Origin of the sequence: Rhizobium sp. NZLR8 (assembly GCF_019685025.1) — a bacterium.
Classification (GTDB): domain Bacteria; phylum Pseudomonadota; class Alphaproteobacteria; order Rhizobiales; family Rhizobiaceae; genus Rhizobium.
Window position 1 is genome coordinate 333,484 of record NZ_JABDVY010000004.1, and the last position, 13,211, is coordinate 346,694.

The 13,211-nt window shown below is 62.7% G+C and carries 11 protein-coding genes; 7 read left to right on the forward strand and 4 right to left on the reverse strand.

The features are described from left to right. Nucleotides 1–91: 91 nt before the first annotated feature. From HJB89_RS12070 to HJB89_RS12080, 3 genes are all read right to left on the reverse strand, one after another. On the reverse strand, nucleotides 92–715 hold the full coding sequence (locus HJB89_RS12070; protein ID WP_207581052.1) for a TetR/AcrR family transcriptional regulator: 624 nt from the start codon (nucleotides 713–715) through the stop codon (nucleotides 92–94). Nucleotides 716–774: 59 nt separating this feature from the next. Continuing rightward, entirely contained in the window at nucleotides 775–1,692 is a 918-nt protein-coding gene (locus HJB89_RS12075) for a bifunctional helix-turn-helix transcriptional regulator/GNAT family N-acetyltransferase (RefSeq protein ID WP_221149924.1), read from the reverse strand. A 261-nt stretch (nucleotides 1,693–1,953) separates the two neighbouring features. Beyond that, the gene (locus tag HJB89_RS12080; protein WP_207581050.1) at nucleotides 1,954–2,688 is read right to left on the reverse strand and encodes an aspartate/glutamate racemase family protein; all 735 of its coding nucleotides are present in this window, start codon (nucleotides 2,686–2,688) and stop codon (nucleotides 1,954–1,956) included. A gap of 156 nt (nucleotides 2,689–2,844) precedes the next feature. Between HJB89_RS12080 and HJB89_RS12085 the strand changes: the two genes are divergently transcribed. The 4 genes from HJB89_RS12085 (at nucleotide 2,845) to HJB89_RS12100 (ending at nucleotide 7,997) form a co-directional block, all read left to right on the forward strand. Next, nucleotides 2,845–3,309 carry an Lrp/AsnC family transcriptional regulator gene (locus HJB89_RS12085; RefSeq protein WP_207581049.1) on the forward strand — a complete coding sequence of 155 codons (465 nt, stop codon included), beginning with the start codon at nucleotides 2,845–2,847 and terminating at the stop codon, nucleotides 3,307–3,309. Between the two features lie 225 nt (nucleotides 3,310–3,534). After that, nucleotides 3,535–4,059, forward strand: a complete 525-nt coding sequence (locus HJB89_RS12090; protein ID WP_207581048.1) for a BA14K family protein — start codon at nucleotides 3,535–3,537, stop codon at nucleotides 4,057–4,059. A 287-nt stretch (nucleotides 4,060–4,346) separates the two neighbouring features. After that, a complete protein-coding gene (locus tag HJB89_RS12095) occupies nucleotides 4,347–5,612 on the forward strand; it encodes an NAD(P)/FAD-dependent oxidoreductase (protein ID WP_221115744.1) in 1,266 nt (421 codons plus the stop codon). A 417-nt stretch (nucleotides 5,613–6,029) separates the two neighbouring features. Next, entirely contained in the window at nucleotides 6,030–7,997 is a 1,968-nt protein-coding gene (locus HJB89_RS12100) for a translation factor GTPase family protein (RefSeq protein ID WP_207581046.1), read from the forward strand. 221 nt (nucleotides 7,998–8,218) lie between these two features. Here the strand turns inward: HJB89_RS12100 and HJB89_RS12105 are convergent, their stop codons facing one another. After that, nucleotides 8,219–9,265, reverse strand: a complete 1,047-nt coding sequence (locus HJB89_RS12105) for an NAD(P)-dependent alcohol dehydrogenase (RefSeq protein WP_207581045.1) — start codon at nucleotides 9,263–9,265, stop codon at nucleotides 8,219–8,221. A 200-nt stretch (nucleotides 9,266–9,465) separates the two neighbouring features. Here HJB89_RS12105 and HJB89_RS12110 point away from each other — a divergent pair, with 200 nt between their 5' ends. The 3 genes from HJB89_RS12110 to HJB89_RS12120 all read left to right on the forward strand — a co-directional run bounded on the left by HJB89_RS12110 (nucleotide 9,466) and on the right by HJB89_RS12120 (nucleotide 13,211). Further along, nucleotides 9,466–10,374, forward strand: coding sequence for an AraC family transcriptional regulator (locus HJB89_RS12110; protein WP_207581044.1), 909 nt, complete (start codon nucleotides 9,466–9,468; stop codon nucleotides 10,372–10,374). 99 nt (nucleotides 10,375–10,473) lie between these two features. Next, nucleotides 10,474–11,529, forward strand: coding sequence for a glycosyltransferase family 2 protein (locus HJB89_RS12115; RefSeq protein ID WP_221149925.1), 1,056 nt, complete (start codon nucleotides 10,474–10,476; stop codon nucleotides 11,527–11,529). Then, on the forward strand, nucleotides 11,529–13,211 hold the full coding sequence (locus tag HJB89_RS12120; protein WP_221149926.1) for a hypothetical protein: 1,683 nt from the start codon (nucleotides 11,529–11,531) through the stop codon (nucleotides 13,209–13,211). The genes HJB89_RS12115 and HJB89_RS12120 overlap by 1 nt, the downstream gene beginning before the upstream one ends.

Sequence of the window (13,211 nt, forward strand, 5' to 3'; positions counted from 1 at the left end):
TGGTTGAAAGGATTAATCGCAAATCGGTCTGCCGGCAGCCACCCGTTTCCGGCCGCGCAGGGGAATGCTGGCATTCCCCCTGGGGGAAATTTCATGTCACCAGCTTCATCGCGGCTTCGGCAGCGGCAGCCATTTCTTCGCCGCTGCGTTCCGTCTTGCCGATAACGCGCATGCCTTTGGTGAGGCAGAGAAGCGCAAGTGCGACCGCCGATATATCGATATGCGCCGAAATCGAGCCGTCGGACTGGCCGAGGCGGATGAGGTCGGCGAGAAGCGTCTCGTCGGTCATGAAGGCGGTGGCGACACGTTCGGCCGCCTCTTCGTCGAAGAGGGCGAGATCGCTGGCGCTGCCGACGACGAGGCAACCCTGCCTGCCGATTTCACCGTGCGAAGAGCCGGCAAAGAAGGTGATGAGCGCATGGAGCTTGTCGCGGCCGGTCTCGGCACTTGCCAGCCTGGCATCGAGCAGGCCGCGACGCACGGCGCGGTAGCGGTCGAAGGCGGCGAGGAAGATGCCGCGCTTGTCGCCGAAGGCCTTGTAGACGCTTCCGGCGGCCAGCCCCATGGCCTCGGTGAGTTCGCTGATCGAGGCGGCATGATAGCCGCGCTCGGAAAAGACGCGCAGGGCTGCGTCGAGTGCCGCCTCCGCATCGAATTCCCGCGGACGACCGCGGCTCCGGGTCTTCTCTTGATGGTCGAGGGTCGTTGCGTTCATGTTCGCCTAATTAGGAAATGATCGTTTCCAAATCAAGCGAAATTTTGCGACGAAGCAAGTCAGAGGGTGAGGACCCAGGTCTGGCCATTCGCTTCGGGGCCGAACATTCGATGTCTCTCCTCGGAGACAAGCCGAAAGCCGGCCTTGATATAGATGACGCGGGCCGTCTCCAGCATGTCATTGGTCCAGAGCGAAAGCTCGCGGTAGCCCTTCTGCCTGCAAAAGCGGATGCATTCGTCGACCAGCAGCTTGCCGAGCCCGAGGCCGCGGGCCGATTTGTCGACATAGAGCAGCCGCAGCTTGGCGATGCCGTCGCCGCCATTGGTGACGAGGACCGAGCCGACATTGACGCCGCCACGTTCGGCGATCCAGCAATATTCCTTGGCGGGATCGAAGTTGGCGAGAAATTTGCCGGCGACCTGGGCGACCAGCGCCTCGAAGCGCAGGTCCCAGCCATATTCCTCGGCGTAGAAGCGGCCCTGGCTCTGAACGATCCAGCCGATATCGCCGGCGCGGTGGGCGCGGATGATGGCGGGTGCGGGCTTGGCCGCCGGGTCGAGCAGGGCGCGGATGGTATGCATGGCCGAGACGACGGCTTGCGGTTCGCCGATCGCCAGATCGTCAAAACGGGCGGCGATCTGGGCATTGGCGCGCCGGCCGAGTTCCTCGAACTGCGCGAGTCCCCGGTCGGTGACATTGATGATCTGGCTGCGCAGGTCGGCCGGATCCGGGCTGGTCTCGATCAGCCCCTCGGTGCGGAAACGCTTGAGGATGCGGCTCAGATAGGCCGGGTCGAGATGCAGGTCGCGGACAAGGGCTGCGGCGCTGACGCCGTCATGCGAGCCGATCTCGAAGAGAATGCGGGCATCCGTCAGGGTGAAGGGCGAGTCAAGATAGGCCTTGTTCAGCAGGCCGAGGAAGTTCGTGTAGAAGCGGTTGAAATCGCGGGCGGTTTCGATGAGGGCGGAATCGGACATGGGCGTGATCTCCAAGGGAGACACGGAGATCTCCAGATGGAGATCTCGCCAGACTGCGGGGCAAAGCACGCTCTTCACTCGGCGTCATCCTCGGCCTTGTGCCGAGGATTTGCTGCCTGTCAACCGGAGGCAGATGCTCGGGACAAGCCCGAGCATGACGAAGGAGGGGTGGCCGACTGTGCCAACAAACTGAAAAAAGATCTCCGAACGAAGACATTTTTCATGCATTTAGTTGACTGAGTCAACTAAATTGTGGCGCGGTCAAGCCGCCTCTTCTGTCTCCGCCTCTTCTGTCTCCGCCTCCTCGTCGCCGAGAGCGAAATCCACCGCCGCGCGGGCATGGATCGCGGTAGTGTCAAAGCCCGGCAGTGGCAGGCGGTTGGGATCGAGGATCAGGCAGATCTCGGTGCAGCCGAGGATGATGCTGTCGGCGCCGTTATCCATGGCGCGGTCGATGATATCGATCAGCTTTTCGCGCGAGCTGTCGAGCACCCTGCCGGCGCAGAGTTCGTTGAAGATGATGTCGTGCACGATGGTGCGGTCGGCGGCGTCGGGCACCATGATGTCTAGGCCGAGGCTCTTCATCCGGTCGGCGTAGAAGCCGTGCTCCATCGTGTAGCGCGTGGCAAGCAGCAGCGGACGCTTGCGGCCGGCCGCATGCAGCGATTTCGCCGTCTCGTCGATGATATGGATTAGCGGCACGGACACCTTTGCCGCGATTTCATCGGCGATCAGGTGCATGGTGTTGGTGCAGATGAGGATACAGCCGGCGCCTGAAGCCTGCAGCCGTTCCGCAACTGCGCCGAGGCGGCGGGCCGCTCCAGCCCAGTCGCCGGCCTTCTGAAGAGCGACGATCTCCTCGAAATTGACCGAATGCAGGATGAGCTCGGCCGAGGCGAGGCCGCCCCTGCGGGCGCGCACCATCTCGTTGACGAAGCGGTAATAGACCGCCGAACTTTCGAAACTCATGCCGCCGATCAGGCCGATCGTTTCCATCTCTTCATGCTCCTCATGCTTCGAGTTTCGAAAATAATGCCGCAGTTCTGGCGCGGCGTGTTTGCATTATTTGTCCCTTACGTCCAATACATGCTATTATTTTGCGCGATTTGGAGAGATCGTGCAAAATCAGGGCGGAAGGGTTATTTCTTACACATGTTGGACGATCGCGACAGGCGCATTCTCGACATGCTGCAGAAGGATGCAGGCATATCCGTGACCGATCTGGCCGAGCGCGTGGCGCTTTCGGTGTCGGCCTGCTCGCGGCGGATCCAGCGGCTGGAAGAGAGCGGCCATATCGCCCGGCGCATCATCGTGCTCGACCGGGAAAAGATGGGCGTGCCGACGACGGTCTTTGCGCTGGTCAAGACGGCGCATCATTCCGACGAGTGGACAGAGACCTTCCGCCGGATCATCGCCGACATTCCCGAGATCGTCGAGGCGCACCGGCTGACCGGCAATCACGATTACATCCTGAAAATCGTGCTGCCGCGCGTCGAGCATTACGACGTGATCTACAAGCAGATCGTTCGCAAGCTCGAACTCTTCGATGTTTCGGCGTCGATCTCGATGGAAGAATTGAAACATGGAATGGCGATACCCGTGGGCTACGCCCGGTAGTCTCGCCAACGAACCTCAGCTTCTGGGGATCGACGATGCGCGACACGTTTACAGCCTTCTGGAAAAGGCAAGGTGCGGATTGCACGCGGAGCCGATAATTCTCAGCACCAGCGATAGCGATTAATTTGTCTCCAGACGGAACATTTTTCGACATATTGCGTTCACCTTTGGTTCAGGAGGAGGGGAAGATGTCTCCTCCACTTGGAGGAGCAGAGGAGAACAGTCATGAGAAAGCTAAGCGTCGCCGCGTTATGCTTGATCATAGGTGTGCCGGGCATCACGCCGGCTCAGGCGTTTCCGGCTATCAACCCACCCAGGATCGAAGCACAGCAGCAGATAGAGCAGGTGCAATGGCGTGGCCATGGCGGCCACGGGGGTGGCGGCCATTACGGGGGTGGCGGCCATTACGGAGGCGGGTATTACGGGGGGCACCACCATAGTGGAGCGGGCTGGGGCTGGGCCTTGGGTGGTCTCGCTGTCGGCACCATCATTGGCGGCGCCTTGTCACAGCCCTATTACGGCTCGTACTACGGGTCGCCCTACGGCTATTACGGCTCGCCATACGGCTACCGCCGGCCCTACTACGGCTATTACGGCCGGCCATATCAGAACTATGCATCATCAGCCTATTATGGAGGGGGAAGCAGCCACGAGAGTTGGTGTTATGCGCGCTATCGTTCGTACAGGGCGTTCGACAATACCTTCCAGCCCTATCACGGACCCCGTCGCCAGTGCGTCGGTGCCTATTGATTGGTACGACGCATATGCCGCTTGTGAACTGGTTGCAGGCCCGACGACCGTCCTGCGACCCGTTCGCATGGCATGTCTGCCTTGCACCCAGCCGAAGCTCGCTCCGGGCAACTAAAACCCGACTGGCTTTCCGCGCCGGAACTTCGCCGGGATCATTGCAGGAGTAGCCGATAATCTCAGCGCCATCGACTGCGATCGGCGCAGGGGAGACATGCCGAAACGGCGGTTGCAACCATTGCGCCGAGGGCCACATTGGCTTTGTGCAAAATGGCGCAAAGGGGTATGTCATGAGCGACCATCATGTCGTCGTTGTCGGCGGCGGTTTCGGCGGGCTGCAGCTCGTCAACGGGTTGAAAGGTGCCGGCGTCAGGATCACGCTCGTCGACCGGCGAAATCACCATCTCTTCCAACCGCTGCTCTACCAGGTGGCGACGACCATTCTCTCCACCTCGGAGATCGCCTGGCCGATCCGCCGCCTCTATGCCGACCGGCCCGATGTGAAGGTGTTGCTCGGCGAGGTCACCGGTGTCGATAGCGGCGCCAGGACGGTGTCCCTCCGCAACGGCATGACTCTGGGTTACGATACGCTGGTGCTGGCGACCGGGGCGACGCATGCCTATTTCGGCCGTGACGAATGGGAGCCAGTGGCGCCGGGCCTGAAGACGCTCGAGGATGCGACGACGATCCGCCGGCGCGTGCTGCTCGCCTTCGAGAAGGCTGAGATGGAGAGCGATCCTGCCGTGCGCGACGCGCTTCTGACCTTCACCATCGTCGGTGCCGGGCCGACTGGCGTCGAGCTTGCCGGCATCATCGCCGAGCTTGCGCATTTCACGCTGCCGAAGGAATTCCGCAACATCGATACGCGCAAGACCCGCGTCGTGCTGGTCGAGGCCGGCCCGCGGGTGCTGTCGAGCTTCGCCGAGGAGCTTTCGGCCTATGCCCAGACGGTGCTGGAGAAACTCGGCGTCGAGATCCATCTCGGCAGGCCGGTGACCGAGTGCAGCGCCGACGGCGTGAAGATCGGCGATACCTTCGTCGCCAGCCGGACGATCGTCTGGGCAGCCGGCGTCACCGCCTCGCCGGCGGCACGCTGGCTCGGCGTTGCCGCCGACCGGGCAGGGCGCGTCGTCGTCGAAAAGGACTTGAGCGCACCGGGTCTGTCCGATGTCTTCGTCATCGGCGACACGGCATCGGTCATGCGCGAGGATGGCAAGCCGGTGCCGGGCATCGCACCGGCGGCCAAGCAGCAGGGCGGCTACGTCGCCAAGGTCATCCGCGCCCGCCTGTCCGGCAAGCCGGCGCCCGCATCCTTCCGCTACCGGCATCAGGGCAGCCTGGCGACGATCGGCCAGAGTGCGGCGATTATCGATTTCGGCCGCATCAAGCTGAAGGGCTGGATCGCCTGGTGGATCTGGGGCCTTGCCCACATCTACTTCCTGATCGGCACCCGCTCGCGCTTCTCCGTCGCCTGGAGCTGGCTATGGATCTATCTCAGCGGCCAGCACAGCGCCCGGCTGATTACGCAGCGGGAGACGATGCGGGAGGAGGGGTAGGACTCGGCGGTGTGTATGGCGATCCTGCGGATTGCCTAAAGTGCATCTCGGAATGCGCCCTCTCTTCGGCCTCATCTGAGGTGCCCCGGAGGGGCCTCGAAGGACGGGGCCGGCCACCGGCGCGTCACCAGCGATTCGGCCCGCAGCACGCTCCCGCAGAGTCACCCGCCCTCGTGGTTCGAGACGGCCCTCTGGGCCCCCTCACCATGAGGGCTGATTGGTGTGCTTGGCGCCGCGCCACGCGCAGGGATACACCCAGGCTTGACACATCTGCCCACGCGCCCTTAGCATTCCACCCGCGTCGCCCAACCACCGGGCGCTCCGCATCCAGCCGTCGCGATCAGCGAATAGAGGTTCCAATGCGCCGACTCACTTCTCACGAAAATCACATCCGAAATTCTGAGAAGTTGGTGGTTCATGCGCACTTTGAATCTGGGCATCCTCGCCCATGTGGATGCGGGCAAGACTAGTCTTACCGAAAGACTGCTTTTTGACGCCGGGGTCATCGACAAGCTCGGCAGCGTCGATACAGGCAATACACAGACGGACACGCTCGAACTCGAACGGCAACGCGGCATTACGATCAGGGCCGCGGTGGTGTCGTTTACGATCGGCGACAGGACCGTCAATCTGATCGACACACCCGGCCACCCCGATTTCATCGCCGAGGTCGAGCGGGTGCTTGGGTTACTGGATGCCGCGGTCGTCGTCGTTTCGGCGGTCGAGGGCGTGCAGGCGCAGACGCGTGTGCTGGTGCGGGCGCTGCGGCGACTTGGCGTGCCCTTCGTCTTCTTCATCAACAAGGTCGATCGCCTCGGCGCGCGGTATCCGGACGTGATGGAAGCGCTTGCCGCGCAACTGGCGGTGCGTCCCATCGCCATGTCTTCCGTCATCGACGCCGGCAGCAAGCTTGCCCGGGTGGAGGCTCTGGCGCCGGGAGACGAGCCGCTTTTTTCGGCGCTCTGCGAGGCGCTCGGCGAGAACGACCAGGCGCTGCTCGATGACTATGTGCTCGCCCCCGAACGACTGACCACGGAAAGGCTCAGGCGCAGCCTGGCCGATCAGGTGGCAAGGGGCCTGGTGAATCCCGTCTTCGCAGGAGCGGCCATGACCGGCGCCGGCCTGCCGGCGCTAAGCTCGGCCATCGCGACGCTGTTGCCCGGGCGGCGGCTTGATCCGGACGGGCCGGTCGCCGGCAAGATCTTCAAGATCGAGCGCGGCTGGGGCGGCGAAAAGCTCGCCTATCTCTACCTGACTTCGGGCACCGTGCGGCTGCGGCAATATCTGGATCTGCCCAGGGGCGAGGATCGGGTGACCGCAATCCATGTGTTCGAGGCCGGCCGCAGCCATGGCGCCGCGCGCTTCTGCGCCGGCCAGATCGCCCGCGTCGGCGGCCTTGCCGGCGCCCGGATCGGCGATGCGGTGGGCAGCGATCCGGCCTCGGGCGGGCGGGCGTACTTCGCTCCGCCGACGCTCGAAACTCGCGTGCTTGCCCGGCGGCCCTCGGACAGCGCGGCACTTTGGCTGGCACTGAACCAGATGGCCGAGCAGGATCCGCTGATCAATCTGCGCAGGACCGAGGAGACGAATGAAGTCTTCGTGTCGCTCTATGGCGAGGTGCAGAAGGAGGTTATCCAATCGACGCTGCTGACGGATTTCGGCCTCGATGCGGGTTTCGAGGAAAGTACGCCCATCTTGGTCGAGAGACCCGCCGGCACCGGGGCCGGCCTGCAGATCCTCTTCAAGGAGCCGAATCCGTTTCTCGCCACCATCGGCCTGCGCGTCGAGCCGCGTCCTGCCGGCGCAGGCAACAGCTTCGCGCTGGAGGTGGAGGTCGGGCAGATGCCCGTTGCCTTTTACCGGGCGGTCGAGGAAACCGTGTTCGAGACGCTGAAACAGGGCATTTTCGGCTGGCAGGTCATCGATTGTCATGTGGCGATGACGGCGGCGCGGCACAGTTCGCCCGCAAGCACCGCCGCCGATTTCCGGCAATTGACGCCCTGGGTGCTGGCAACGGCGCTCTCGGCTGCGCAAACGGTCGTCTGCGAGCCTTTCAACCGCTTTCACTTGGAAGCGCCTGTCGAGAGCCTGAGCAGCGTGCTCACTTTGCTGGCGAAATCCGCTGCGGCGACGTCGGATTCGGTGATCGCCGATGGCGTGGCGCGGCTCGAAGGCACTCTGGCGTCTCAGATGGTTCAAAGCGTCCAGCAGCAATTGCCGGGCCTGACGAGCGGGGCAGGGACGATGGAAACCGCTTTCGAACACTATAACCCTATGGCCGGGCCGCCACGCCTGCGCCGGCGCTCGGGGCCTGATCCATTCAACCCCGTCGAATATCTGCTGCGTTTGCTGGGCCGTGCCGAGAGCGTGTCGCGAGACGGTTGAGCTTGCCTGAGAGCCCAAAAGTCCAAGAGAGCCTCATGCTGAGGTGCGCAGGCCGAAGGCCGGAGCCTCGAAGCACGGGGCGGGCGCTCTGGCGAGCCACGGAGCGGCGTTTGCGGGGGTGCTTCGAGGGGATCCTGCGGATCGCACCTCGGCATGAGGGCGGCTGAGGATGCCGCTCGCTATCGACGAGGCGGCTCCCAAAGGAGCCGCCTCTCGTTTCCTCAAGCCGCCAGCGAGGCGATGTCGATGACGAAGCGGTAGCGGACGTCGCTCTTCAGGACGCGTTCATAGGCTTCGTTGACCTGCTCTATGTTGATCTTCTCGATCTCCGAGACGATGTTGTGCTTGCCGCAGAAGTCGAGCATTTCTTGGGTTTCCTTGATCGAGCCGATCATGGAACCGGCGAGGCTCTTGCGCCCGCCGATGACCGAGAAGGCATGGACCGGAACCGGATGCTCGGGAACGCCGACCAGTACCATCGTGCCATCGGGCTTCAGGAGGCTGAGATAGGCGTTCCAGTCGATCACCGTGCCGACCGTGTTGATGATCAGGTCGAAGGTGCCGGCCAGCTTGGTGAAGGTTTCTGCATCGCTCGTTGCGTAATAGTCCTTGGCGCCGAGCTTCAGGCCGTCTTCCTTTTTCGACAGCGACTGCGAGAGTACGGTGATGTCGGCGCCCATGGCCGCGCCGATCTTCACGCCCATATGGCCAAGGCCGCCCATGCCGACGATCGCGACCTTCATGCCGGGGCCGGCCTTCCAGTGGGCGAGCGGTGAGTAGAGCGTGATGCCGGCGCAAAGCAGGGGAGCGCCTGCATCGAGCGGGATATTGTCGGGAAAGCGCAGCACATAGCCTTCCTTGACGACGATAGAATCGGAATAACCGCCAAAGGTCGGGGTCGCGCCGTCGGCTTCGACGTCGTTATAGGTCTGGACCAGACCCGGCATGAAGTGCTCGTAATCCAGGTCGCGCGTGGCGCAGCCGACGCAGGAATTGACGAAGCAGCCCACACCGACGCGGTCGCCGACCTTGAACTGGGTGACCTTGGAGCCGACGGCGGAAACGACGCCGGCAACCTCGTGGCCGGGCACCATCGGGTATCTGGAGTTGCCCCATTCGTTGCGGGCCTGATGAATGTCGGAATGGCAGACGCCGCAATATTGCACCGAGATGACGACGTCGTCATCGTTCGGCTCACGGCGCTCGAAGGTGAAGGGAGTTAGCGGCTTGGAGGCGTCGGTCGCGGCGTAGCCTTTTGCAATAGGCATGGGAACCTTCCTTTTCGATTTTGGAGGTAGGGGTTGATCGGGATGGCGGACTATTGCCCGGAACTGCGCGACGGAGGTAGAGTGATCCTCTCAGCTTTTTGCACGATCCTGCAAAAATGCCGGGAGCGGCCTATTTGGGAAGTGCCGGAGCTACTTACATAAAAGCTGCCCAATTGGCGTCAGACAGAAAGAGTTGCCGCATGACATTGCCTTTCAGCCCCTATCAGGAAATCGTCGACATCGCGCTGCGCTTCACGCCGGGTGACGGCGCATTCTCGACTGATATCGGCAATCTTCACCTCAGCCGTTGCTCCAAGCCCAGCGATCCGCTGCACAGCAGCTACGGGCCCTGTTTTGGCTTTGTCCTGCAGGGGGCCAAGAGGCTGCGCCTCGGCACGGAACTGATCAGCTACGGGACTGGGGACTATCTGCTGACCTCGCTCGACCTGCCGGTCGCCTGGCGTGTCACGGAGGCGAGCCTTGAGGTTCCGCATCTCTGCCTGGCGCTGGCAATCGATTCCGAAAAGCTGCTGGAGTTGCTCAGCCGCATCGATATTCCCCGCCCTGCCGCCCATACCGATGGGCAGCGCGGCATGGTGGTGAACGTCGCGCCGCCGGAGCTTTTGGATGCTGCCGTCCGCCTGCTGCGCTTGCTCGATCGTCCGGGCGACATTCCTGCCATGGCGCCGCTGATCGAGCAGGAAATTCTCTACCGGGTGCTGACCGGGCCGGATGGCGCGCGGCTGATCAACATCGCCACGGCTGACAGCCACAGCAACAGGATCTCGCGCGCCGTCGCCTGGCTGAAGGAGAATTTTGCACGGCCGCTGCGCATCGAGGATCTTGCCGACCGCGTCAGCATGAGCGTGTCGTCCTTCCATCACCATTTCAAGTCGGTCACGGCGATGACGCCGGTGCAGTATCAGAAGCAGCTCCGCTTGCATGAAGCACGCCGTCTGATGTTCGTCGAGCGTCTCGATGCCGGCACGGCCGGCCACCGCGTCGGCTATCAGAGCCCGTCGCAGTTCAGCCGCGAATACAGCCGCCTTTACGGCGCCTCGCCGGCCCGCGACGTCGACGGCGGGCGCGAGATCATGGCGGCGGAATAGCGCGCCGGCGCGCGCGACGCGCCAAGGCACGGCATTAAAGGATGTTTGACGTTTCGTGGCTAGTCTGGCGCCGAACATCGAGCAGGCACCGCTGTCCGCATGACGCAAGCACCACTCCTTTCCATCGTCGCGCCTTGTCATAACGAGGAAGAGGGACTGCGCGAGTTCTGCCGCCGCGCCGCCGCTGCTGCTCAGAGCGTCGCCGGCGATGCCTTCGAACTGATTCTCGTCGATGACGGCTCGTCCGACGACACCTGGAAGATTATTTCACATCTGGCGGCTGATGTGCCGCAGGTGCTCGGCGTTCGTCTGCTGCGCAATCACGGCCATCAGCTGGCGGCGACGGCAGGGCTTTCGGCGTCGCGGGGCGAGCGCGTTCTTTTGATCGACGCCGATCTGCAGGACCCGCCCGAGCTGCTTTTGATGATGATGCCAATCATGGAGCGCGGCGCCGATGTCGTTTACGGCCAGCGCACGCGCCGCGAAGGCGAAAGTTGGTTCAAACTCGTGTCCGCTTCGCTTTTCTATCGCGCGCTTTCCAAGCTCGCTTCCGTGACCATCCCGCGCGATACCGGCGATTTCCGGCTGATGCGCCGACGCGTCGTCGATATTTTGCTGGCGATGCCGGAGCGCGATCGTTTCATTCGTGGCATGGTCAGCTGGATCGGCGGCAGGCAGGTGGCGCTTCCCTATGAGCGCGACGCCCGTTTTGCCGGCACGACGAAATATCCGCTGCGCAAGATGATCAATTTTGCACTCGATGCGATCACCAGCTTTTCAACGACGCCGCTGCGTATAGCGACATGGCTCGGCATGATCAGCGCCGGCGTCGCGATGGCGCTGCTCGTCTTCACCTTCGTTCGCTGGCTGCAGGGCGAGACGGTCACTGGCTGGTCGTCGATCATGGCTGCGGTCAGCGCCTTCAGCGCCATCCAACTGATCTGTATCGGCATCATCGGCGAGTATCTCGGGCGTCTCGTACAGGAGAGCAAGAAGCGGCCGATGTTCATGATCGAAACAATCCTGCGCGGCGGCGAACCGGCCGAACTGCCCACCACTTTTTCGGAGATGAACGCCGGCGATAAGCGCGCCGCGCTGGATGCAGCCCTCGCATCCGGTGAGCTGCGGTCGCAGAAGAACAGTCGGATCGGTTGATGGACCGGATTGCGAGGTCTCCCATGGCGGCAGCCGAGCCTGGGGAATGCACCGCCCCGCAGGAGTCGACTACTGCGATCGTCGCTTTCGTCGCACTTGCCGCGATCCTGGTCGTGCTTTTTCCCTTTCCGCCAGTGCTCGACTACGCCAATCACTACGCCCGCATCTGGCTCCTTTCCGGCGGGATCAGCGAGCAGCCGTTTCCTGAAATCTACGCGGTCGATTGGAACCGCACCTTTACCAATGTCGGCATCGATCTTCTTGCCACCTGGCTGGGGCCGGTTGTTGGCGCCGACAGGCTGGCGCGGGCCTTGCTTTTCCTGGCGATCGTGCTGCCGCCGCTTGGCGCGATCGCCTTGCATCGCGCCCTTTTCGGCGGCCGGCACTATTGGCAGATCGCAATAATGTCGCTTGGCTGGTGCTCGACGATGATCGGCGGCTTCATCAACTTCCAGATCGGCCTTGGTATGGCCTTGTTCTTCGCCTGCGTCGATTTACGGCTGCAGGGCCGAAATCCCGGCCTGCTGTTTGCCTGGCGGCTTGCCGCGGCATTGCTGCTGACGGCAATGCATATCTTCTCGCTCGGCTTCTACATGGCGATCGTCTGCGGCCTCGAATTTTCCTGGCGCTTCGACATACTGCGATTGAAGGCGGGCGTCGTCAGGCTTGCCGGCCGGTTGGCGCTGGCGCTCGGGACCTGCATCCTGCCGCCGCTCGCGCTCTATCTCCATACGGCAGCTTTGCCCAATGCCGGTGGTGATGGACTTGGTATTGTCTGGAACGACGGCGTCGCCCTTATCGCCATCAATCTGCTGTCGGCCATCGTCACCTACGTCCCGCTGGTGGATGTCGTGCTGATTTTGCCGCTGATCCTCATTTGCACGCGTGCCGCACGGGCGGGCGACATCCGCGTGCATGCAGGTCTTGCCGTCGCCGCCTTCGGCCTACTGCTTTTCTCCTGTGTTTCGCCACGCCACATGCTCGGCACCGGATGGATCAGCTGGCGCTTTCCGATTATGACGGCGCTCGTCGCCATGGCGATGGTGTGCCCCTTTGCCAATCTCACGCGCCGGCAGGCCCTGTTGCTGGCGCTCGTGGTCAATCTTGCGGTCTTCGGCCGTACAGCCTGGGTCGGGTGGAACTGGTGGTTGGCACAGAAGGATGTCGGTGCTGTCGAGCGTGTGCTGAAAAATGTGCCGGCCGGTGCGGCTGTGCTGCCTCTGGGGCATGAACCCACGACAGTGGTCGGTCTTGCCCACTCCAATCGGTATTTTGCCTGGGGGCTGGATACTTTCCGGCACCTGCCGACGCTCGCCGTTCCCTTCTCCCATGCTTTCGTGCCGACGGTCTTCACGGCAAAAGGCAAGCAGCCGTTATCCGTTCTACCGCCGTGGTCTGAGATCGCGGTCCCTGAAGGCAATCTGCTGTCGATCGGCGTGCTTTCATGTCCCGCAATGATGCGGGAGTATGGAGACTTTACGCCCTATCTTTCGGACTGGCGCAGACGTTTCGATTTTATTCTTGTCGCTAATGGCGATGTTCCCGACCGCTATGTCGGCACCTTCATGCCGGCGGGCCTGACGTTGATCGCGGATGCCGGTTTCGCAAAGCTTTACGCGATCGATAAGACGATGACGGCAGAGCCTCTGTTGATCCCGGCTGGCTGCGCTACGAGGTCATAG

Bases quoted from the DNA above. Each gene is read 5' to 3' on its own strand.
- HJB89_RS12070 (WP_207581052.1), bottom strand. From the start codon at position 715: ATGAACGCAACGACCCTCGACCATCAAGAGAAGACCCGGAGCCGCGGT.
- HJB89_RS12080 (WP_207581050.1), bottom strand. From the start codon at position 2,688: ATGGAAACGATCGGCCTGATCGGCGGCATGAGTTTCGAAAGTTCGGCG.
- HJB89_RS12115 (WP_221149925.1), top strand. From the start codon at position 10,474: ATGACGCAAGCACCACTCCTTTCCATCGTCGCGCCTTGTCATAACGAG.
- HJB89_RS12075 (WP_221149924.1), bottom strand. From the start codon at position 1,692: ATGTCCGATTCCGCCCTCATCGAAACCGCCCGCGATTTCAACCGCTTC.
- HJB89_RS12110 (WP_207581044.1), top strand. From the start codon at position 9,466: ATGACATTGCCTTTCAGCCCCTATCAGGAAATCGTCGACATCGCGCTG.
- HJB89_RS12120 (WP_221149926.1), top strand. From the start codon at position 11,529: ATGGACCGGATTGCGAGGTCTCCCATGGCGGCAGCCGAGCCTGGGGAA.
- HJB89_RS12105 (WP_207581045.1), bottom strand. From the start codon at position 9,265: ATGCCTATTGCAAAAGGCTACGCCGCGACCGACGCCTCCAAGCCGCTA.
- HJB89_RS12085 (WP_207581049.1), top strand. From the start codon at position 2,845: ATGTTGGACGATCGCGACAGGCGCATTCTCGACATGCTGCAGAAGGAT.
- HJB89_RS12090 (WP_207581048.1), top strand. From the start codon at position 3,535: ATGAGAAAGCTAAGCGTCGCCGCGTTATGCTTGATCATAGGTGTGCCG.
- HJB89_RS12095 (WP_221115744.1), top strand. From the start codon at position 4,347: ATGAGCGACCATCATGTCGTCGTTGTCGGCGGCGGTTTCGGCGGGCTG.
- HJB89_RS12100 (WP_207581046.1), top strand. From the start codon at position 6,030: ATGCGCACTTTGAATCTGGGCATCCTCGCCCATGTGGATGCGGGCAAG.